The sequence below is a fragment of the Bradyrhizobium sp. SZCCHNRI20481 genome (assembly GCF_032485055.1).
Classification (GTDB): Bacteria; Pseudomonadota; Alphaproteobacteria; order Rhizobiales; family Xanthobacteraceae; genus Bradyrhizobium.
The window spans coordinates 23,674-44,828 of sequence record NZ_JAUEUE010000025.1; the positions used below are offsets into that span (position 1 = coordinate 23,674).

General features: G+C 65.8%; 21 protein-coding genes. 9 read left to right on the forward strand and 12 right to left on the reverse strand.

All coding sequences use genetic code 11. The features are described 5' to 3' along the window. Positions 1 to 186: 186 nt before the first annotated feature. Complete coding sequence (gene nth / locus QX132_RS31245) at positions 187 to 1,011, reverse strand: endonuclease III (RefSeq protein WP_316163681.1); 825 nt, start codon at positions 1,009 to 1,011, stop codon at positions 187 to 189. A 22-nt stretch (positions 1,012 to 1,033) separates the two neighbouring features. Here nth and QX132_RS31250 point away from each other — a divergent pair, with 22 nt between their 5' ends. The 4 genes from QX132_RS31250 to QX132_RS31265 all read left to right on the forward strand — a co-directional run bounded on the left by QX132_RS31250 (position 1,034) and on the right by QX132_RS31265 (position 4,307). Then, the gene (locus tag QX132_RS31250; protein WP_316163682.1) at positions 1,034 to 1,567 is read left to right on the forward strand and encodes a DUF2244 domain-containing protein; all 534 of its coding nucleotides are present in this window, start codon (positions 1,034 to 1,036) and stop codon (positions 1,565 to 1,567) included. A 158-nt stretch (positions 1,568 to 1,725) separates the two neighbouring features. Further along, positions 1,726 to 2,061, forward strand: a complete 336-nt coding sequence (locus QX132_RS31255; protein WP_316163683.1) for a GIY-YIG nuclease family protein — start codon at positions 1,726 to 1,728, stop codon at positions 2,059 to 2,061. A gap of 229 nt (positions 2,062 to 2,290) precedes the next feature. Then, positions 2,291 to 3,190 (forward strand): bifunctional helix-turn-helix domain-containing protein/methylated-DNA--[protein]-cysteine S-methyltransferase, encoded by a 900-nt coding sequence (locus QX132_RS31260; protein ID WP_316163684.1) that lies wholly within the window; start codon positions 2,291 to 2,293, stop codon positions 3,188 to 3,190. Between the two features lie 367 nt (positions 3,191 to 3,557). Continuing rightward, complete coding sequence (locus QX132_RS31265; RefSeq protein WP_316163685.1) at positions 3,558 to 4,307, forward strand: DUF3800 domain-containing protein; 750 nt, start codon at positions 3,558 to 3,560, stop codon at positions 4,305 to 4,307. Between the two features lie 363 nt (positions 4,308 to 4,670). On the opposite strand, the gene QX132_RS31270 is transcribed toward QX132_RS31265, so the two are convergent. The 8 genes from QX132_RS31270 to dnaK all read right to left on the reverse strand — a co-directional run bounded on the left by QX132_RS31270 (position 4,671) and on the right by dnaK (position 11,926). Then, positions 4,671 to 5,294, reverse strand: a complete 624-nt coding sequence (locus QX132_RS31270) for a 2,3-bisphosphoglycerate-dependent phosphoglycerate mutase (protein ID WP_316163686.1) — start codon at positions 5,292 to 5,294, stop codon at positions 4,671 to 4,673. A 24-nt stretch (positions 5,295 to 5,318) separates the two neighbouring features. After that, positions 5,319 to 6,137 (reverse strand): 4-hydroxy-tetrahydrodipicolinate reductase, encoded by an 819-nt coding sequence (dapB, locus tag QX132_RS31275; protein WP_316163687.1) that lies wholly within the window; start codon positions 6,135 to 6,137, stop codon positions 5,319 to 5,321. An 81-nt stretch (positions 6,138 to 6,218) separates the two neighbouring features. Then, entirely contained in the window at positions 6,219 to 6,521 is a 303-nt protein-coding gene (locus tag QX132_RS31280) for a DUF1330 domain-containing protein (RefSeq protein WP_315759109.1), read from the reverse strand. 32 nt (positions 6,522 to 6,553) lie between these two features. Continuing rightward, positions 6,554 to 7,285 (reverse strand): orotidine-5'-phosphate decarboxylase, encoded by a 732-nt coding sequence (gene pyrF / locus QX132_RS31285; protein ID WP_316163688.1) that lies wholly within the window; start codon positions 7,283 to 7,285, stop codon positions 6,554 to 6,556. 6 nt (positions 7,286 to 7,291) lie between these two features. After that, on the reverse strand, positions 7,292 to 7,870 hold the full coding sequence (locus QX132_RS31290) for an NAD(P)H-dependent oxidoreductase (RefSeq protein ID WP_316163689.1): 579 nt from the start codon (positions 7,868 to 7,870) through the stop codon (positions 7,292 to 7,294). Positions 7,871 to 7,915: 45 nt separating this feature from the next. Further along, complete coding sequence (locus tag QX132_RS31295) at positions 7,916 to 8,518, reverse strand: class I SAM-dependent methyltransferase (protein WP_315740387.1); 603 nt, start codon at positions 8,516 to 8,518, stop codon at positions 7,916 to 7,918. Positions 8,519 to 8,754: 236 nt separating this feature from the next. Next, on the reverse strand, positions 8,755 to 9,885 hold the full coding sequence (dnaJ, locus tag QX132_RS31300; RefSeq protein WP_315740388.1) for a molecular chaperone DnaJ: 1,131 nt from the start codon (positions 9,883 to 9,885) through the stop codon (positions 8,755 to 8,757). A 145-nt stretch (positions 9,886 to 10,030) separates the two neighbouring features. After that, on the reverse strand, positions 10,031 to 11,926 hold the full coding sequence (gene dnaK / locus QX132_RS31305; protein ID WP_315740389.1) for a molecular chaperone DnaK: 1,896 nt from the start codon (positions 11,924 to 11,926) through the stop codon (positions 10,031 to 10,033). 421 nt (positions 11,927 to 12,347) lie between these two features. Here dnaK and QX132_RS31310 point away from each other — a divergent pair, with 421 nt between their 5' ends. Then, a complete protein-coding gene (locus QX132_RS31310) occupies positions 12,348 to 13,856 on the forward strand; it encodes a hypothetical protein (RefSeq protein WP_315784961.1) in 1,509 nt (502 codons plus the stop codon). A gap of 208 nt (positions 13,857 to 14,064) precedes the next feature. Continuing rightward, positions 14,065 to 15,000: a hypothetical protein gene (locus tag QX132_RS31315; RefSeq protein ID WP_315778145.1), complete on the forward strand. Its 936-nt coding sequence runs from the start codon at positions 14,065 to 14,067 to the stop codon at positions 14,998 to 15,000. A gap of 164 nt (positions 15,001 to 15,164) precedes the next feature. Here QX132_RS31315 and grpE read toward each other — a convergent pair whose 3' ends face one another. Together grpE and hrcA are read right to left on the reverse strand one after the other, a co-directional pair. Beyond that, on the reverse strand, positions 15,165 to 15,785 hold the full coding sequence (grpE, locus tag QX132_RS31320; protein ID WP_315740392.1) for a nucleotide exchange factor GrpE: 621 nt from the start codon (positions 15,783 to 15,785) through the stop codon (positions 15,165 to 15,167). 132 nt (positions 15,786 to 15,917) lie between these two features. Next, a complete protein-coding gene (gene hrcA, locus QX132_RS31325; protein ID WP_315740393.1) occupies positions 15,918 to 17,006 on the reverse strand; it encodes a heat-inducible transcriptional repressor HrcA in 1,089 nt (362 codons plus the stop codon). Between the two features lie 184 nt (positions 17,007 to 17,190). On the opposite strand from hrcA, the gene rph reads away from it, so the two are divergent. Genes rph through hemW form a run of 3 tightly spaced genes read left to right on the forward strand, consistent with a single transcriptional unit; the run spans position 17,191 to position 19,689 of the window. Then, complete coding sequence (gene rph / locus QX132_RS31330; protein WP_315759102.1) at positions 17,191 to 17,904, forward strand: ribonuclease PH; 714 nt, start codon at positions 17,191 to 17,193, stop codon at positions 17,902 to 17,904. Continuing rightward, positions 17,901 to 18,545, forward strand: a complete 645-nt coding sequence (rdgB, locus tag QX132_RS31335) for an RdgB/HAM1 family non-canonical purine NTP pyrophosphatase (protein WP_316163690.1) — start codon at positions 17,901 to 17,903, stop codon at positions 18,543 to 18,545. Before rph ends, rdgB begins: the two co-directional genes overlap by 4 nt. After that, positions 18,532 to 19,689: a radical SAM family heme chaperone HemW gene (gene hemW, locus QX132_RS31340; RefSeq protein ID WP_315740396.1), complete on the forward strand. Its 1,158-nt coding sequence runs from the start codon at positions 18,532 to 18,534 to the stop codon at positions 19,687 to 19,689. Before rdgB ends, hemW begins: the two co-directional genes overlap by 14 nt. A gap of 13 nt (positions 19,690 to 19,702) precedes the next feature. Here hemW and QX132_RS31345 read toward each other — a convergent pair whose 3' ends face one another. Beyond that, on the reverse strand, positions 19,703 to 20,911 hold the full coding sequence (locus tag QX132_RS31345) for a penicillin-binding protein activator (RefSeq protein ID WP_315740397.1): 1,209 nt from the start codon (positions 20,909 to 20,911) through the stop codon (positions 19,703 to 19,705). Between the last annotated feature and the right edge of the window lie 244 nt (positions 20,912 to 21,155).

The window sequence follows — 21,155 nt, forward strand, 5'->3', positions numbered from 1 at the left end:
GCGCAGAAAGGTCCGAGAACGCGGGAATCGTCACGCGCCACTCACATCGCCCCGGATTATGGGTGTCATCTTATGTCCAATGCGGGCGGCGATGTGGCCCGGCCATGGTGAGACGGCGTCGCGCCGTGACACAATAGTGACTGTCAAACGCGTTCTCAGGCGAAACCGTTCGTCACGCACAACGTATCAGGCGGTCTTCTCGGGCCAGCGGCAGAGGTCCTTGATCAGGCACAGCTCGCAGCGCGGCTTGCGCGCCAGGCACGTGTAGCGGCCGTGCAGGATCAGCCAGTGATGCGCGTGCAGCATGAACTCGGCCGGGATCACCTTCTCTAACCCGAGCTCGACCTCCAGCGGCGTCTTGCCAGGGGCCAAGCCGGTGCGGTTGCCGACGCGGAACACATGGGTGTCGACCGCCATCGTGTGCTCGCCGAACGCCATGTTGAGCACGACGTTCGCGGTCTTGCGGCCGGCGCCCGGCAGCGATTCCAGTTCAGCGCGCGTGCGCGGCACCTCGCCGCCGAATTCGCTGATCAGCTTCTGCGACAGCGCGATCACGTTCCTGGCCTTGGTGCGGTAGAGGCCGACGGTCTTGATGGTGTCGCGGAGCTTGTCCTCGCCGAGCGCGATCATCTTTTGCGGCGTGTCGGCGACGGCGAACAGCGGCCGCGTCGCCTTGTTGACGCCGGCGTCGGTCGCCTGCGCCGACAGCACCACGGCGACCAGCAGGGTGTAGGGGTTGAGGTGCTCGAGCTCGCCCTTCGGCTCCGGATTGGCCTGTGCGAAGCGGCTGAAGGCCTCGCGGATCTCGGCCGGGGTCCAGGGCCTGGCCGCGCTCAACGCTTTCTTGACCGACCGGGCAGGGCTCTTCGGCTTGGCCGTCGGGGCCTTCTTGGCGGACCGTTTCGAGGCGGCCTTAGGGGCTGACTTGGGAGCTGCCTTGGGAGCGGCCTTCTTCAAGGGGCTGCGAACCGGCGCCGGCTTGGCGCGTTGGGGGCGGGTGATTTTGGCCATGATCCGGGTATACTGAGGCCCCATGACGCCAGGCAACGCTTTTGCGTATCAGGAGACCGGCACCGACGCCGCTGATCCCGAGCTGTTCGCGGCCCGGCTGACGCCGCATCGCTCGCTCAGCCGCACCGGGTTTCTGGTGCTGATGGTCGTGGTCTGCGCCATCAGCTTCATCGGCGGCATCGCCTCGCTGCTGATGGGCGCCTGGCCCGTGCTGGGCTTCTTCGGCCTGGATGCGCTGGCGATCTACTGGGCCTTCAAGGTCAACTTCCGCCGCGCCAACGCCTATGAGGACGTCTCGATCACCCTGACCGAGCTGCGCCTGCGCCGCGTCAGCCACAAGGGCCACGTCATGGAATGGCGCTTCAACCCGCTCTGGGTGCGGCTCGACCAGGAAACCCACGAGGAGTTCGGCATCGAGCGCCTCTACCTCGTCGCCCGCGGCCAGCGCGTCGCCATCGCGAGCTTCCTTGGCCCGGAGGAGAAGGCGAGCTTTGCCAAGGCGCTGACGGCGGGGTTGCAGGCGGCGAAGCGGGGGCCGGTGTACAATCCGCTGTAGGGCGTTATCTCGGCCAGCACTCCCCTGGGGAACGAGGAGCAACCCCGCGGCCGTCCTTGGGTCTCGCACCATGAGGCCACAGCACGGGCCTCGCCGTTCGAGACGCCCGCCTTCGGCGGGCTCCTCAGGGTGAGGAGAGACAGGGCACGAGGATCGTCATGACCGAAGGCGCGTATCTCTACATCGTGCTCTGCGCCGACGGACGCCTGTACGTCGGAACCACGAGGACATCGCTGGAGCTGAGGGTCGCCCAGCATAATGACGGGACCTTCGGCGGGTACACGTTGACCCGGCGTCCCGTCAAACTGCTCTACTCGCAGTGGTTCGAGCGGATCACGGATGCCATCGAAAGCGAACGCCGCCTGAAGAAATGGAGTCGCGCCAAGAAAGAGGCCTTGATCCGCGGCGATCTCGATGCGCTGCAGGCTCTCTCAGCGCGCAGAGCGGCTTTCGGGGGGAAGACCTTCGCCCGCAAAGAGACCCCAAGGCGATAAGATGAAGCAGTGGTCCATTCCCTCGCCATAAACACGCTGTCGGCGTGTTCGTGGTTTTGCGTGCAGCGGCCGTTTGCGGCGCTTGACCCTCATGGTGAGGAGCGCCGCCCAAGCGGCGCGTCTCGAACCATGAGGCCCGAAACGATCAGCCCAGCCGATCACATTCGCCATAGCCCCCCGATCAGAAATCGGGTGGAGTACCCGCCCCGGCCGCCCTACATCCAAACCCATGATGACCCTCGCCATTCACGACTCCGCCCTGGCCAAGCCGGGCCCGCAACAGACGGCGGCGCTGCGCGACTACGATTCGGTGCGCCGCGCCATCGCCTTCATCTCGGAACACTGGCGCCGGCAGCCGGCCATCGAGGACATGGCCGACGCCGCCAGCCTGACGCCCGACGAGCTGCACCATCTGTTCCGGCGCTGGGCCGGCCTGACGCCGAAGGCGTTCATGCAGGCGCTGACGCTCGACCACGCCAAGGGCCTGCTGAAGGGCTCGGCCAGCGTGCTCGACGCCGCGCTCGACTCGGGCCTGTCGGGCCCCGGCCGGCTGCACGACCTGTTCGTCACCCATGAGGCGATGTCGCCCGGTGAATGGAAGACCGGCGGCGCCGGCACCACGCTTCGTTACGGCTTCCACCCCTGTCCGTTCGGCATCGCGCTGGTGATGGCCACCCCGCGCGGCCTCGCCGGCCTCGCCTTCGCCGACCCCGGCGAGGAGGCCTCCGCACTCGCCGACATGAAGAGCCGCTGGCCCCGCGCCACCTACGTCGAGGACGTCCCCGGCACCGCCGGCCTCGCCCAGCGCATCTTCGACAAGACCCTGTGGCGCCCCGACCAGCCGCTCCGCGTCGTGCTGATCGGCACCGATTTCGAGGTCCGCGTCTGGGAGACCCTGCTCAAGATCCCGATGGGCCGCGCCGTCTGCTACTCGGACATCGCGACGCGACTGGAGTCCCCGAAGGCCTCGCGCGCCGTGGGCGCCGCGGTCGGCAAGAACCCGATCTCGTTCGTGGTGCCGTGCCATCGCGCGCTCGGCAAGAGCGGAGCGCTGACGGGCTATCACTGGGGGCTGACACGCAAGCAGGCGATGCTTGGGTGGGAGGCTGGGCAGGTGGGGATGGGGTAGAAGGCCAAATGCCTTAACCACCTCCCCCCGCAGGGTCTCTTGCACAAGTTAACGCCAGCAGCCGCGCCGAGCCGGTGTTGGTAACATCCCGCTGTCCTAGTCTGCGACGGCCGACGATCCAGTCGTCGCGAATTTCAGAACTGTCTCGGCGTTTGAACGCTCAGGATATAGGCGCTAGACGAAGCCATCGAAGCTCTTGCTATCCACGACGATGCGAGTAGGCGATGCTCCGCATTCAGCGGAGGGCAGCTTTGTCCGATTCGAGCAGGGTCGGTGCAGCATCTGCTTTCGAAAATCGCCCCTTAGCCATTGCAACTTTGCATTGAACCGGCTTTTATCCACGCATCGAGCCGCGAGCCCTGCTTTGATGGCGTTTTCAGCGCGAAATCCTACCTATATCGCTTTTATTGACGAAACTGGCGATCACGGGATTGAAAAGATCGATCCTAAGTTTCCGGTTTTCGCCATCTGCGCGGTCACGATGACTGTCGAGAAGTACGTTGTGAATGCGGCGTCCAACCTGACGGCAATGAAGTACTACTTTTTCGGCCACGAGTGCGTTGTGATTCATGGTCATAAAATTCGGAAGAAAGCGCAGCCATTCCTATTCTTAAAAGACCCGGCAGCGCAACAACGGTTTATGGAGAAAATTTGCTATCTCTTCGATAATTTGGACGGCCACATAGTTGCTGCCGCCATTGATAAGCCAAAGCTCGTCAAACAGTACTCTAACCCTACGAATCCGTTCTTCCTTAGCCTTCAGTTTGTCCTTGAGCGATTGCATATGCACTGGTCGGGCAAGCTTACTCCAACAAACAGATTGCTTTGCGTTTTTGAGGAAAGAGGCGGGAACGAAGATGCCCGCACGCTCGAGTGGTTCACCGAGATCTGTTCCGGAAATAATTTTCGTGGGCAAACTTTTCATTTTGAAATCGACTTCAAGAAGAAGGCCGAAAATGTCGGCGGTCATCAGTATGCAGATTTGGCCGCGTACACCGTCGCGAGATTTGTAGAAACGGGTGATGAATCTCGTAAGGATTGGACCGTTGTCAAAAAGCGAATTCGTAAATCGATGTTCGGTAACATCTATGGGTACGGTCTAAAGGTCTTCCCATGACAGCAGAAAGGCCACGGCTGCGACCGTGACCTTTCTTTAGCGCCGACCGACTATGCCGATCCATTTCGAAATGAAATATAAGATTAACCCATTGATTAGTCAAGATATTTTTAAGCACAGTTTTGCGAATCACTTCAATGGGTTGCGCATTCGGCGCGGCCTCGTCAAGCGGAGCGGGCGAAGGCACGTATCCGCAAGCTGCGCGAGGTCAGAGCCGTGCCTCTGTTAAGTCCTCCCACCGTCATGGCCGGGCCTGACCCGGCCATCCATCTTCTTGGACGGCCCTTCTGCTGAAGGGGATGGATGCCCGGGTCAAGCCCGGGCATGACGAGCTATTAAGCTCGCTTGACCTCGCGTGCTGGATCAGCTCGCCAGATCCAGCTTCGACTCCACGGTCGAATCCGCGTTCAGCCGGTAGATGATCGGCACGCCGGTGGCGAGCTCGCGCTTCAGGATGCCTTCGGGCGTCAGCTTTTCCAGCACCATGATCAAGGCGCGGAGCGAGTTGCCGTGGGCGGCGACCAATGTGCGCTGGCCGCGGAGGACGCCGGGGAGGATTTCCTGGACGTAGTACGGCAACGCGCGGGCCAGCGTATCCTTGAGGCTCTCGCCGCCGGGCGGCGGGACGTCGTAGGAGCGGCGCCAGACGTGGACCTGCTCCTCGCCCCATTTGGCGCGGGCGTCGTCCTTGTTGAGGCCGGAGAGGTCGCCATAGTCGCGCTCGTTGAGCGCGAGGTTCTTGCTGGTCGGCAGGCCGGTCTGGCCGAGCTCGGTCAGGATCAGATCGAGCGTGTGCTGGGCGCGCGTCAGCACCGAGGTGAAGGCGACGTCGAAGATCAGCCCTTGCGCCTTCAGCTTGCGCCCGGCCTCCTTGGCCTCGGCGACGCCCTGCTCAGTCAGGTCCGGGTCCTTCCAGCCGGTGAACAGGTTCTTCAGATTCCACTCGCTCTGGCCGTGGCGCACCAGCACCAGGAGACGTTCGCTCATCAGTTCGCTTCCATCGACGTTGAACTAGAAAAGGTCCTTGAGGCCGAGCACGTCGTCCATCGTGTAGTAGCCCGGCGGCTTGCCATGCGCCCACAGCGCCGCCTTCAGCGCGCCATGGGCGAAGATCATGCGGTCCTCGGCCTGGTGCGACAGCACCAGCCGCTCCGAGGGACCGGCGAAGATGACGCTGTGATCGCCCGCCGCCGTGCCGCCGCGCAGCGAGGCGAAGCCGATGTCGCCGCTGCGGCGCTCGCCGGTGATGCCGTCGCGGCCACGGGCGGAATGCTCCTCGAGCGCGATACCGCGGCCCTCGGCGGCGGCGCGGCCGAGCATCAGCGCGGTGCCCGAGGGCGCGTCGACCTTGTGCTTGTGATGCATCTCGAGGATCTCGATGTCGAAGCCGGCATCGAGCGACTTCGCCACCTGCTTCACCAGTGCCGCCAGCAGGTTGACGCCGAGGCTCATATTGCCGGACTGCACGACGACGGCGCGCTTGGTGACGCTCTTGATGACGGCGTCGTCCGACGACGACAGGCCGGTCGTGCCGACGACGTGGACGAGGCCGCGCTCGGCGGCGATCGCGACGTTGGCGATGGTCGCGGCCGGGACGGTGAAATCGAGGATGCCGTCGGCCTCCGCCGACATGGTCCAGAGGTCGCCCGACAGTGTGATGCCGTTGGCGGGCAGGCCGGCGAGAACGCCGGCGTCCTTGCCGATCAGCTCCGAGCCCGGAGCTTCGAGCGCGCCCGCCAGCACGGCGCCGTCGGTCTCGGCGATCGCACGCACCAGGGCGCGGCCCATGCGGCCGCCGGCTCCGGCAACGATCAAGCGCATCTTGGACATGTCAACTCCTCCGCCCCTTCGAGGGCTATAGCCGGGGCGCGCGGCGGCGGCAACCGAGGCCGGCGGGCAGCCGGGCCGCACTCAGGGCTGCGGTCCGTCATAGCCCTCGATGATCACCAGGTCGCCTTGCGAATGCGGCGCGCGCATCGCCACCAGCCGCTGGTATTCGGCAGAATTGTAACATGCCAGCGCGGTGGCGTAGTCCTTGAACTCGATCACGACGTTGCGCGAGCGCGAGGTGCCTTCCTTGGTCTCGTACTGGCCGCCACGGACCAGGAATTTGGCGCCGTACTGGTGGAACACGGCGCCGTTCTGCGCGACGTAGTCCTTGTAGCCGTCCATGTTGTGCACGTCGATCCGCGCGATCCAATAGGCCTTGGGCATCCCTGTCGTCTCCTTGCTCTCGGTCGCCTTGCTCAGGTTCGGTTGGTCTTGCCGACCAGCGCGACGGCGCTGGCGATGTCGGCGACAATGCTCTCGGCGGCCGCTGCCGGATCGGCGGCGGCGGTGACCGGGCGGCCGACGACGAGGCGGTCGGCGCCGCCGGCGATCGCCAGCACCGGGGTCATGATGCGCTTCTGGTCGCCAACGTCTGATCCCGCCGGGCGGATCCCGGGGGTGACGAGCTGCATGTCAGGGCCGACCAGCGGGCGCACCAGCTCGGTCTCCTCGGGCGACAGGATCAGGCCGTGGATGCCGATCTCCTTGGCCTGCCTGGCGCGGTGCGCCACGAGCTCCTTGACGCCCATGGCGTAGCCGGCGGCGGCGAGGTCGGCATCGTCGTAGGACGTCATCACGGTGACGGCGAGCAGCTCGAGGCTGGAGCCGGCGGCGCCGGCGAGCGCGGCCTTCATGCTCTGGGAGAAGCCGTGCACGGTGAGGAAGCGCGCGCCGAGCCTGGCGATCTGACGGGTGGCGCGCTCGACGGTGGTCGGGATGTCGTGCAGCTTGAGGTCCATGAACACGTGCTTGCCCTCGGCCGCAAGCCGTTCGGCGAGGCCGAGGCCGCCGGCATAGGTCAGCTCCATGCCGATCTTGTAGAATGTCACGGCGTCGCCGAGCCTGATGATCATGGCTTCGGCATCCGCCACGCTCGGCAAATCGAGCGCCACGATCAGGCGGTCGCGGGGAGCAATCTCGGTCGGCATGTCACCTCACATCGTATGTTGCGCGACAACGATCAGCTCCCGCACCAGGGCGTCGAGCGCCGTGATGTCGGCGGGCAGTTTGAGCCGGTCCATGTCGTTGTAGGCCTTGTCGGCGAAGGCCAGCGCAAGCTGGCTCGGGATCACCGTCGCGTTGCAGGCAGTCAGCATCAGCCGCAACGCCGAGAGTGCACGCACGCCGCCGAAGCGATTCTCGGAGGCGGCGGCGATCGCAAACGGCCTGCTGCGGAACACCGCGCCGCGACTGCCCGGCGGCTCGTCGACGCGCGAGATCCAGGTGATGGCGTTGGTCAGCAGCGGCGGCACCGAGGCGTTGTATTCCGGCGTCACCAGCAGCACGGCATGATGAACGCCGATCATGCGCGTCAGATTCACGGCGTGAAATGGAATGTCCGATTGCGCCTCGAGGTCGGCGTCGTAGATCGGCAGCGGGAAGTCGGCGAGCGAGATGCGTGTGACGTCGGCGCCGGCCTGCACGAACTGATAGGCGGCTGCCGCGGCGAGCTTCGCGTTGTGCGAGCCGACCCGCGTCGAACCGGGGATGATGAGGATCTTCAGCGCGGACATCGTGAGGTCGGTCAACGACCCGCCACGAAGGATCGCGGCCGCCGGTCAGGGCTTGCGATACACCCAGACGCGCGCCGGCGGAAGGTTCATCCAGATGCGCTCGGATGCCTGCGTGGTGACGCCGGGCAGCGACTTCGGAATCGGCGGTACGACGGAATAGGTGAACTGCACGAACGGCGCATTCGGCGACATCGCCGCGAACGCATCGCGGATCAGCTTCATGCGGGTCAGCATCGGCTTGGTCACGAGCGGCAGGCCGGAGACGACGGCGGAGGCCGGGGCGCCCAGCACGTTCCAGAGCGTGTCGCGAAGGCGATAGGCGTCGCCCTGGACCACCTTGGCCTGCGGGTAGCGATCGCGCAGCAGGGCGCAGAAACTCGGATTGTACTCGACCAGCACCAGCCGCTTCTGATCGATCCCATGTTCGACCAGCGCATTGGTGATCGCGCCGGTGCCCGGTCCGAGCTCGATGACGGGGCCTGTCCCGTGCGGATCGACGTACTGCGCCATCGTGCGGGCCAGCAGCCGACTCGACGGCATGACGGCGCCCATGTGCAGCGGCTTTTCGATCCATGAGCGGAGGAAGCGCACTTCGTCGTCCAGACGGAGAGGCTTTTTCGACGCACGCACGGACGTTTGCAAGGGCATCTCAGTACCAGACGGGACCGTCTTCACGGCGATGTCAGAAAAGAGTCACAAAGACGTATAGGGCGCAGGCGGGGCGGTCAAGCCGAACCGTAACGTACGATTAAGGCTGGCGGGTCCGCGCTCTTACAGTTGCATTCGATAATTTTTTGCATGTGCAAAGCAGCAAATTCGCTCGACACATGAATCCCGAAGTCATTCGGCGAGGCCACCTGGCCGTGCTTGCTTGAACTCACGGCTCAGCTCGCCGCCTTGCCGAAGAAATCCTTGACCTTGGTGAAGAAGCCAGCCGCCTCGGGCTGGGTCGCTCCCGAGGACAGCTTCTCGAACTCGGCCAGCAGCTCTTGCTGCTTCTTGGTCAGGTTCTGCGGCGTCTCGACCACGATCTGGACATACATGTCGCCGGTCTGGCGCGAGCGCAGCACCGGCATGCCCTTGGCCGCGATCCGAAACCGGCGCCCGGACTGCGCGCCGGCGGGAATCTTCACCTTGGTCTTGCCCTTGTCGATCGTCGGCACCTCGAACTCGCCGCCAAGCGCCGCCGTCACCATCGAGATCGGCACCCGACAATGCAGGTCGGCGCCGTCGCGCTGGAAGAACTCGTGCTGGGTCAGCGACAGGAAGATGTAGAGATCGCCGGGCGGTCCGCCGCGCAGCCCCGCCTCGCCCTCGCCGGCAAGACGAATGCGGGTGCCGTCCTCGACGCCCTGGGGAATGTTGACGGACAGCGTGCGGTCACGGGTGACGCGGCCAGAGCCGGAGCAGGACGGACAGGGGTCCTCGATCATCTGGCCGCGGCCGTGACAGCCGGGGCAGGTCCGCTCCAGGGTGAAGAAGCCCTGCGCCTGCCGCACGCGGCCGGCGCCGCCGCACATCGAGCAGGTCTTCGGCTTGGTGCCGGCCTTGGCGCCGGTGCCGGAGCAGGATTCGCAGGTCACCGAGACCGGAATCTCGATCTGCGCCGTCTTGCCCTGGAACGCCTCTTCCAAGGTGATTTCCATGTTGTAGCGCAGATCGGCGCCGCGCTCGCGCCCGGTGCCGCCGCGTCGCTGCCCGGCCATGCCGAACAGGTCCTCGAAGATGTCAGAGAACGAGGAGGCAAAGCCGGCGCCGAAGCCGTGCGCGCCGCCCATGCCGCCCTGCTCGAAGGCGGCGTGGCCATAGCGGTCGTAGGCGGCGCGCTTGTCGGCGTCGCGCAGCACCTCGTAGGCCTCGTTGATTTCCTTGAATTTCACTTCGCTGGAGGCATCGCCCGGATTCTTGTCCGGATGCCACTTCATGGCCAGCTTGCGGAAGGCGGCCTTGAGCTTGGTCTCGTCGGCGTCGCGCTCGACTTCCAGGGTCTCGTAGTAGCAGCGCTTGGTGGACATCAATCAAACCCGCCCGAACTTCGCCCAATAGGAACGGCTGGCGCGATCGCCGCGCGCGTTCCGGGTCAATGAAAATGACCCCCATCCAACGAGCCGCAAAGTGCGCTCTTTGGCATGGGGGTCATGGTCACTACCTCTGCCTCAGTTAAGCAGATTTCTTCTTGTCGTCGTCGACCTCGGTGAACTCCGCGTCGACCACGTCATCCTTGGCGGCGTCGCGGGCCGCATCGGTCTCGGCCTGCTGCTTGTACATGGCCTCGCCGAGCTTCATCGACGCCTGGGCCAGCGTGTTGGTCTTGGCCTTGATCGCCTCGGCATCGTCGCCCTTCAGCGCTTCCTTGAGATCGCTGACGGCATCCTCGATGGCGCGGCGCTCGGTGTCGGCGACCTTCGAGCCATGCTCGGCCAGCGCCTTCTCGGTGGAGTGCACCAGCGCGTCCGCATGGTTCTTGGCGTCGACCGCCTCGCGGCGCTTCTTGTCCGCCGCGGCATTGGCCTCGGCGTCCTTGACCATCTTGTCGATGTCGGCTTCCGACAGACCACCCGAGGCCTGGATGCGGATCTGCTGCTCCTTGCCGGTGGCCTTGTCCTTGGCCGAGACGTTGACGATGCCGTTCGCGTCGATGTCGAAGGTCACCTCGATCTGCGGCATGCCGCGCGGGGCCGGCGGAATGCCCATCAGGTCGAACTGACCGAGCATCTTGTTGTCGGCCGCCATCTCGCGCTCGCCCTGGAAGACCCGGATGGTGACCGCGTTCTGATTGTCCTCGGCGGTCGAGAACACCTGGCTCTTCTTGGTCGGGATCGTGGTGTTGCGGTCGATGATGCGGGTGAACACGCCGCCCAAGGTTTCGATGCCGAGGGACAGCGGCGTCACGTCGAGCAGCAGCACGTCCTTGACGTCGCCCTGCAGCACGCCGGCCTGAATCGCCGCACCGATCGCCACCACCTCGTCGGGGTTGACGCCCTTATGCGGCTCCTTGCCAAAGAACTGCTTCACCATCTCCTGGATCTTCGGCATGCGGGTCATGCCGCCGACCAGCACCACTTCGCCGATCTCGCCGGCGGTCAGGCCGGCATCCTTCAGCGCCTTGCGGCACGGCTCGATGGTCTTCTCGACGAGGTCGGCCACCAGCGCCTCGAACTTGGCACGGGTCAGCTTCATCGTCAGATGCTTCGGACCGGACTGGTCCGCGGTGATGAAGGGCAGGTTGATCTCGGTCTGCGTGGTCGACGACAGCTCGATCTTGGCCTTCTCGGCAGCTTCCTTGAGGCGCTGCAGGGCGAGCTTGTCGTTGCGCAGGTTGATGCCCTGCTCCTTCTGGAATTCGTCAGCGAGGTAGCTGACCAGACGCATGTCGAAGTCTTCACCGCCGAGGAAGGTGTCGCCGTTGGTCGACTTCACCTCGAACACGCCGTCGCCGATCTCCAGGATCGAGACGTCGAAGGTGCCGCCGCCGAGGTCGTACACGGCGATGGTGCCGGCCTTCGTCTTGTCGAGGCCGTAGGCGAGCGCAGCCGCGGTCGGCTCGTTGATGATGCGCAGAACCTCGAGGCCCGCGATCTTGCCCGCGTCCTTGGTGGCCTGGCGCTGGGCGTCGTTGAAGTAGGCGGGGACGGTGATGACGGCCTGATCGACCTTCTGGCCGAGATGGGCTTCCGCGGTCTCCTTCATCTTCTGCAGGATGAAGGCGGAGACCTGCGAGGGCGAATAGGTCTTGCCGTCGGCCTCGACCCAGGCGTCGCCGTTGCCGGCTTTGACGATCTTGTAGGGGACGAGCTTCTTGTCCTTCTCGACCATCGGGTCGTCGTAGCGGCGGCCGATCAGTCGCTTGACCGCGAAGAAGGTGCGCTCGGGGTTGGTCACGGCCTGGCGCTTGGCCGGCTGGCCGACCAGGCGTTCGCCATCGTCACTGAACGCGACGATCGACGGCGTCGTGCGCATGCCCTCGGCGTTCTCGATGACTTTCGACGATTTGCCGTCCATGACGGCCACGCACGAATTCGTGGTGCCGAGATCGATCCCGATGACCTTTCCCATGGTCTCATATTCCTTCTTTTTGCGGCAGGTTGGGTGGGGCCCTGACGGCGCCCCCATCCAAAACCCCCTCAGATCAAATGCTCGCGATATTGCGACGATGAGCGTCATATAGGAGGGGGGGACTGGCCCGCAAGGACCGGACCAGGGGTTCGACCCAACGAAAATCACGGCCGTCGCCGAACGACCTCATGGAGACATCAGAGCGGCCCATCGGAATTGGCGGCGACGCGAAACGGCGGCTCGGACCGGAGGCGACTGCGCGAATCCACCTGCCGGCACGTCGAATGGCCCCGTGCGAAATAGGAGGGTGCGGTCGCGGGCAAGTGCGACAAATCCGGTACCGCTGATCTGCCCCAATGACCGAAATGCGTTGTTAACCCACGGGCCCTAGCCTGCCGCACTCCTGGGACGGGAATGAGGCATGGTCATCGACTCCGATTGGAGCTTTCCGCAGCGCGCGCGCGAAGCCGGCCAAGCCACGTTCCCGGGACTGCTGATCTGCGCCATCGTGGTTGCAGCGGCGTGGCTGCGGTACGTCCTTCCCCTCAATGTCGATGTCAGCTGGTGGCTCCTCGTCGGCGAGCGCATGCTCGATGGACAGCGGCTCTACGTCGACATCCTCGAGACCAACCCGCCGATGGCTGGGTCGGTCTATCTGCTGGCCGTCGCGCTGGCGCGTGCGATCCATCTCAGGCCCGAGCTGGCGACGAATATCCTGATCTTCGTGCTGACCGCGGCATCCCTGACGCTGGTATGGCTGGTGCTGCGGACATCGGCCCTGCGCCATCGCCTCGCCGACGGCAGGCTGGCGGCGTGGACGACCGCCCTGCTTCTGATCGCGCCGATGTATGATTTCGGCCAGCGGGAACATCTGGCCCTGATCACGATATTGCCGGCGATCGCGGTGTACATCCTGCGCGCCAGGCGCGAGCGGGTGGCCCCGGCGGCCATGCTCATCGCCGGGCTCAGTGCCGGCCTCACGATGAGCTTCAAGCCTTATTTCGCCTTCAGCGTCGGCTTCTGCATACTCGCCGCCGCGGCTCAGGCGCGCGACTGGCGCGTGCTGTTCGCGCTGGAGAACTGGATCGCCGCGGCCCTGGTGCTGATCAACGCGGCGTGCATCTACCTGTTCTTTCCCGAATATTTCACGGTCATCTATCCGCTGGTCCGCGACGTCTATCTGCTTCTGAAGGCGCCCGTGCCGACCATCCTCGTGACCCTGCCGATGGGCCTGTGGCTGGCTGCAGCAGTCATCATCCTCATTCTTCAGCGCACGCAGCACGAGCGCGACGCCGCATCGTTCACCACATTGGCCGCATCACTCGGGTTCCTGGTGTCATTCGTCGCGCAGCAAAAGGGCTGGGGCTACCATGCCTATCCGATGGTGGCGCTGGCGCTGCTTGCCGCCGGCCTTGCCGTGTCGGCGATCGACGCCAGCCGCGACGCGCGACGCTGGCCGCGTGTCGCCACCGCTCTCGCCGGCGCCGTGCTCTTCGTGCAGACCTGCTTCTGGTTCAATGGTAGTGTCGACGTCCAGCAGATCGAAGCCCAGGTGGCCCGGCTCGGGCCGCGCCCGAGCATGCTGGTGCTCAGCGCGGCGGCGGTCATCGGGCACCCCATGGTGCGGACCCTTGATGGCACCTGGATCTCGCGCCAGGAGGCGTTCTGGGTCCGGGAAATCGTTCGCCGGTCGCAACAAGACGGAACCATCGATTCACAAACTGCGCAGAGGCTCGCGCCCTATGTGGAACGTGAACGCGCCGGGATCATCGCCGACTTCCGGAGGCAACCGCCCGACGTCGTCCTGATCGACAATCAGAACAGCGACTGGGGCGACTGGGCGCGTTCCGACCCCGAGATCAGGGCTCTGCTCGCGCCCTATGTGCTGGTGCAGACCGTCGATGGCGTCGAAATCCTGAAGCGCGGCTAGCACGGCACCGTCATCAACCCGCCTTTCGAGGCGAAATGACCTGGGAAATGCGACCCGCAGGGCGCGCTGATCGCCGCAGGCGATCAAAACCGCGCGCCCGGCCTGTTGCGGGGGGCGCAAAGCCGCTAAAAGCGTGCCGCCGAAGACCACGCTGGCGAGGACCCCCGACCGCCTCGGCGCGAGGCCTCGGTCAACGAGGCAATGTTTGATGATGATCGTTCGATTCTTCGCCGCGGCTACCCTGCTGATGTCGCTGCTGCACTCCGCCATGGCCGCCGAAGCCATATTTCCGCCCGGCGTCCGCATCGGGCTCGCGCCGCTGGTGGGGCTCGCCAAGGCCAAGACGTTTTCCGGCTTCGAAACCGAGGACCAGAGCGTCAAGGTGCTGCTGACCGAACTGCCGGCGGCCGCCTATGGCGAGGTGAAGAATGCGTTTACCGCCAATCCCGCCGGGACCGGCAGCGTCAAGCCGGAGAGCATCGAGACCGCCGCCGGCACCGCCTACTACACGGTTGAGAACGGTCGGGATGGCGCCACGCCGGTGCGGCGCTACTCGATGATCCTGCCCGGCAACGGCTTCTCCGGCTACGTGGCCGTGCAGATCCCGGAGACCGCGAGCCGGATCTACACCGACGATGCCGTGCGTCAGATGTTCGCCTCCGCCGTCGTCCGCAAGGACGTTCCCGTCGACGAGCAGCTCGCGATGATGCCGTTCAAGGTGACCGAGCTCTCCGGGTTCAAGACCATCCGCACGCTCGGGCCGGGTGCCTTGATCCTGGCCGACGGCGAAGAGGACAAGGGCTTCGAAGCCGCGCCCTTCGTGGTGATCGGGCTCGTGGCCGGGGTGGCCCCGGAGGCGGGCGACCGCGCGCGTGTCGCCCAGCAGGCGGCCACCACCATTCCGGGCGTCCGCGAAGCGCGCATCACGATGTCCGAGCCGATCCGCATCGACGGCCAGCCGGCCTACGAGACCCGGCTCGAAGCCACCAGCGGCAAGGACAATACGCCGGTGACCGTGGTGCAATGGCTGCGCTTCGGCGGGCCGAATACGCTGCGGATCATCGGCAGCGCGCCGCGCGATCAGTGGTCGGTAGCCTTCCCGCGCTTCCGCGCCGTCCGCGACGGCATCCAGCCGAGAGGCTGAGCCCAACTCGGTATCCGGACGCCGCGGTCTCATCGGCCGCGGTCCACTTGCCGCGACATGAACTACAAACTCGCGCCGACAAACAAGAAGCCACGGGCATCACCGCCCGTGGCTTCTTCGTTGGACTGACAGGACGGCAGGAGAAGGCCTGCCTATGCTCGCCGTCACGCGGCGCTGTTCGACTGATCGTTGCTCGGCGCGGGCGCCGCCTTCGCGCCACCCTTGGACACGCCGACCAGCGCGGGACGCAGGATGCGCTCGCCGATCATGAAGCCGGCCTGCACGACCTGCACCACGGTGCCCGACGGCACCGACGAATCCGGGACCTCGTACATCGCCTGCTGGAAGTTGGGGTCGAACTTCTGTCCCGTCGGATCGAACTTCTTGACGCCGTTCTTCTCCAGCGTGTTGAGCAGCGAGCGCTCGGTCAGCTCGACGCCCTCGATCAACGATTTGAGGCCTGCATCGGCATTGGCGCGTGTCTCGGCCGGCACGGCATCGAGCGCGCGCTGCAGATTGTCGGCGATGTCGAGCACGTCGCGCGCGAAGCCGGTGATGCCGTACATGCGTGCATCGGCGACTTCACGGGCCGTCCGCTTGCGCAGGTTCTCCATCTCCGCCAGCGTGCGCAGCATCTTGTCGCGCGCGTCGGCCGCCTCCTTGGCAAGGGCCTCGGCCGAGCCGGTCTCAGGATCGTCGGGCATGATGTAGGGCTTGGAGACGACGGGGTCGCTGGCCTGCGCCGGGTTTTCCGGATCATTCTTGTGCAGGTCGGGATCGGTCATGGACAGACTCGCAAGTTCGGCTGACGGGTTTTGGGGGTATGGGGCGGGATATCGTGCTTTGAACGTCGAAAATCAAGCGCAGCCTGACCATCGCGCCCGGAGGCGCTGTCCGCGGGTTAATCATGTCACGCGTCAGCCGCCCAGCAGCCGGCTGACCAGACGCGCGGCATAATCGACCGTCGGGATCACCCGGGCATAGTTGAGCCGGGTCGGACCGATGACGCCGAGCACGCCGACGATGCGACCCGTGGCGTCGGAATAGGGCGATACGATCGTCGACGAGCCCGACAGCGAGAACAGCTTGTTTTCCGAGCCGATGAAGATGCGGACACCTTCCGCGCTCTCTGCCCGTCCAAGGAGATCGACGACGCCGCGCTTGGTCTCGAGATCGTCGAACAGCCGCCGCACGCGCTCGAGATCTTCGAGCGCATGCAAGTCCTCGAGCAGGTTGGCGTGGCCGCGCACGATGAGCTGCCGCTCGTCGCTGTCCCCTCCGGACCAGCTCGCGACACCGGCGGCGATCACCTTCTGCGTCAGCAGGTCGAGCTCGGCGCGATCATGCGCCAGCGCCGTCTCGAGCTCGAGCCGTGCTTCCGCCAGCGTCCGGCCTCTGATGCGGGCATTGAGGAAATTCGACGCCTCAGTCAGCGCCGAGGATGGCACGCCCGGCGGCAGAACCAGAACCCGGTTCTCGACCTGCCCGTCCTCGCCCACCAGCACGACCAGCGCACGCTCGGGCTCGAGCCTGACGAACTCGATGTGCTTCAGCCGGGTGTTGGATTTGGCGGTCAGAACCACGGCAGCGGCACGGGTCAGACCCGACAGCCGGGTCAGCGCCTCGTCCAGGGCGGCCTCGACCGATTGCGCCCGCCCGACCGCGGCGAGCTGGCTCTGGATCGATTGCTGCTCAGCCTCGGTCATGTCGCCGACCTGCATCAGGGCATCGACGAAGAAACGCAGGCCGGCCTCGGTCGGCAGCCGGCCGGCCGAGGTGTGCGGCGCGTAGATCAGGCCGAGCTGCTCGAGATCGGCCATGACGTTGCGCACCGAGGCCGGCGACAGCGGAACCGCGATCAGCCGCGAAATGTTGCGCGAGCCGACCGGCTCGCCGGTCGCCAGATAGCTTTCGACGATCTGCCGGAAGATCTCGCGCGAGCGCTCGTTGAGCTGCGCCAGACCGGCCGGCGGTGTCATCAGGTTGATCGGATCGTGGTGGGCCACCAGATGCTCTCCTCGCAGCTGCCTATAATGTGTCCATGCGGCGGCTCGGTGGCAAGCCGGTCGTCGCGCGCTCTCGGGCGCGACGAGGCCATGATAAACCCTTGATAAGCCCTTGCCGCTGCCGGTCGCGGCTCCTACAAGGCCGGTCAAAGTCGGTCTTTCGCGCGCTTTCACGGAGAGAATCATGCGGCCGAGCCGCCGTGCACCGGATGAACTGCGGGCCGTGAGCCTGGAACGCGGCGTCGTCAAATACGCCGAGGGCTCCTGCCTGGTGAAGTTCGGCGACACCCATGTGCTGGTCACCGCCACGCTGGAGGACCGGCTGCCGCCCTGGCTCAAGGGCCAGGGGCGCGGCTGGATCACGGCCGAATACGGCATGCTGCCGCGCGCCACGCTGGAACGGACCCGGCGCGAGGCCTCCGCCGGCAAGCAGACCGGTCGCACCGTCGAGATCCAGCGTCTGATCGGCCGCTCGCTGCGCACCGCGATCGACCTGGAAGCGCTCGGCGAGCGCCAGATCACGGTCGATTGCGACGTGCTGCAGGCCGACGGCGGCACGCGCACGGCGTCGATCACCGGCGCCTGGGTGGCGCTGGCCGACTGCATCAAGTGGATGAAGTCGCGCAACATGATCAAGACCGAGGTGCTGCGCGCCAACGTCGCCGCGATCTCCTGCGGCATCTACAACGGCACGCCGGTGCTGGATCTCGACTACGCCGAGGATTCCGAGGCGGAGACCGACGCCAATTTCGTCATGACCGGCGACGGCCGCATCATCGAGGTGCAGGGCACGGCGGAGAAGACGCCGTTCACCGAGGCCGAGCTCCTGGCGCTGATGGCACTGGCCCGCAAGGGCGTGGCGCGACTGGTCGACCTGCAGAAGATGGCGGTCGCGTGAGTAGCGGTCATCGCAAGCTCACGGGGCGCCTCGTCATCGCGACCCACAATCCCGGCAAGCTTGCCGAGATGCGGGAGCTGCTCGCTCCCCATGGCGTCGAGGCGGTGTCGGCCGGCGATCTCGGCCTGGACGAGCCGGACGAGACCGGCGAGACCTTCCAGGCCAACGCCCGCATCAAGGCGGTCGCCGCGGCCAAGGCCGCGCAGCTTCCTGCCTTTGCCGACGATTCCGGCATCGTGGTTCATGCGCTCGATGGGGCGCCGGGGATCTATTCGGCGCGCTGGGCCGGACCGGACAAGGATTTCACCAGCGCGATGGCGCGGATCGAGCGCCTGCTGCAGGAGCGGGGCGCGAGGAGTGCCGACAAGCGCACCGCCCATTTCGTCTCGGCGCTGTGCGTGGCGTGGCCGGACGGTCATGTCGAGGAGGTCGAGGCGCGGGTCGACGGCGCCCTGGTCTGGCCGCCGCGCGGCACGGCCGGCTTCGGCTACGACCCGATGTTCCTGCCCGAGGGGCACGACCGGACCTTCGGCGAGATGACCAGCATCGAGAAGCATGGCCTGCCGCCGCTCGGGCTCGGCCTGTCGCACCGGGCGCGCGCCTTTGTGAAGCTCGCGGAGATCTGCCTTGACCAGCGCTGACAGCGAAGCGTTCGGCGTCTATGTGCACTGGCCGTTCTGCCTGTCGAAATGTCCGTATTGCGACTTCAACAGCCACGTCCGGCATGCCGCCATCGATCAGGACCGCTTCGCCCGCGCCTTTGCGCAGGAGATCGCGACCACGGCCGCCCGCATCGGGCCGCGCACCGTCACGTCGATTTTTCTCGGCGGCGGCACGCCGTCGCTGATGCAGCCGCAGACGGTCGGCGCCATTCTCGACGCGATCGGCAAGCACTGGCACGTCGCTGGCGATGTCGAGGTGTCACTCGAAGCCAATCCGACCAGCGTCGAGGCGACACGCTTTGCCGGCTATCGCGCCGCCGGCGTCAACCGGGTCTCGCTCGGCGTCCAGGCGATGGACGATGCGTCGCTCAAGATGCTGGGACGCCTGCACACCGCCGAGGAGGCGATGAAGGCGGTGGCGATCGCGCGCAATGCGTTCGAGCGTTATTCGTTCGATCTGATCTACGCCCGGCCCGACCAGACGCCGGCGATGTGGACCGAGGAGCTGACGCGCGCGATCGGTGAGGCGGCTGAGCACCTGTCGCTGTATCAACTAACGATCGAGGAAGGCACGCCGTTCTTCGGCCTGCACGCCGCAGGCAAGCTGAAGACGCCGGATGAAGGCCTGGCCCGCACCTTGTACGACGTCACGCAGGAGATCTGTGGCCGTCACGGACTGCCGGCCTATGAGATCTCCAATCATGCCCGCCCGGGCGCGGAGTGCCGGCACAATCTGATCTATTGGCGCGGCCACGAATATGCCGGCATCGGCCCCGGCGCCCATGGTCGTCTCGACATCGGCGGCATCAGGCATGCGACCGCGACCGACAAGCGGCCGGAGGCCTGGCTGATGCGGGTGGAGTCCAACGGTCATGGTGTGATGACCGACGACGAGCTCAACCGCGAGGAGCGCGCCGACGAATTCCTGCTGATGGGGCTGCGTTTGGCCGAAGGCATCGACCCCAGGCGGTATGCCGCGATCTCCGGCCGTGCGCTCGATCCGCGCCGCATCGCGCTGCTGCGCGAGGAGGGCGCCATCGCGGTCGATCCGGATGGACGGCTGCGCGTGACTCAGGATGGCTTTCCGGTGCTCGACGCGGTCGTCGCCGATCTCGCCGCCTGAAGGATGCTGCGACTCACGTCGCGCTGAAGCTCTTCGGCGCGCCGGCGACCGTCTGTCCGCCACCCGAACCGACGCGCATCACGGCAAGCCCGCGCTCATTGGTGCCGTCGCTGCGGAACCGGAACAGCCCATCGATGCCGGCAAAGCCCGATGCATTGGTCAGGACATCGGGCGCGAAGCGCTGGTTGCCCTGGGTGCGCGCCAAAGCGGCCACGAGCGCCACCGCATCGTAGGCAAGGGTTGCCGTGCGCACGGGATCGCCACCGAACCGCGTCCGGTAGCGACCGGCGAAGGCGCGGAAGCCGGAGGGATCCGGCGCAGCATAGAGGCCACCCTGCAGGCTGGCGCTGGCATAAACGCGCGGATTGTCCCACAGCCCCGTGCCGAGCAACTGAATGTTGCGCAGATTGGCGCCGGCAGCGGTCAGCGCATCGGCCGTCGCCGCGACCGATTCGCCGTCGTCGGCAAGCAGCAGCGCATCGGCACCGCCGAGCGCCTGCGCCACCGTGCGCGCAGGCCCGGCGCGGTCGCTGGAATATTTCTCGAACGCAACGATGCGTCCGCCGCGGCGGCTGACCGCGGTCTTGAACGCACCCTCGACGACGGTTCCATAGGCATTGTCGGGCAGCAGCGCCGCGAACGAGCGTTTGCCGACGCTGGCGGAATATTCGACGATGCGGCTGGCGTCGGACTCCGGCAGGAAGCTGAGCAGATAGACGCCGCGCCCAGCCACGCTCGAATCGGTCGAGAAGGCGATGACCGAGATGTTGCGCGCGCGCGCCACCTGGGCGGTCGCCGGTACCGAGCCCGCGAACAGCGGACCGAGAATGATCTCGGCGCCTTCGTCGCAGGCCTGTTGCGCACCCTGCTGCGCCCCTTGCGGGCTGCCGGCGTCGTCCTTGATCAGGAGCTGGATGTTGGGGTTCTGAAACTCGGCGAGCGCCATCTCGGCCGCGTTCTTCATCGATTGCGCAGCCACGCCGGCATTGCCCGACGCCGACAGCGGCAGAATCAGCCCGACCTTCACCTGGCCGTTACCGGCAACCGCCGGCTGCTGCGGCGGTCCCGCCGGCGCCGTCGGCTGCTCGAACGGATTGAAGCCCTGCTGGACGTTGGAGCACGCCGACAGCAGCGGCGCGCCGACGATCAGGCCCAGCGCCGTTCGCCGGGCGACCCCATGGGGTCCCGGACCGAGAGAGTTGGGATGACGCGGGCCCACCATGGCATCTCTTCGTTCGGCCAAGACCGGCCAGAAGTTCCCCAAACGCACGTCCGCCAAGCCGTGCTGATTCACTCATATTGTCGACGAATAGTTAAGCAAAACAAAAGGCTGTCACCGCCACAAAGCCGATCAATTCGACGTTTTGCACGGCCTATCCCCTGCTCGTACACATCCCCATTGACGTGCAGTTTCGGACTTGAAGGTTCGATGAACGGCCACACGCCCATGCCGATCGGAACTTCAA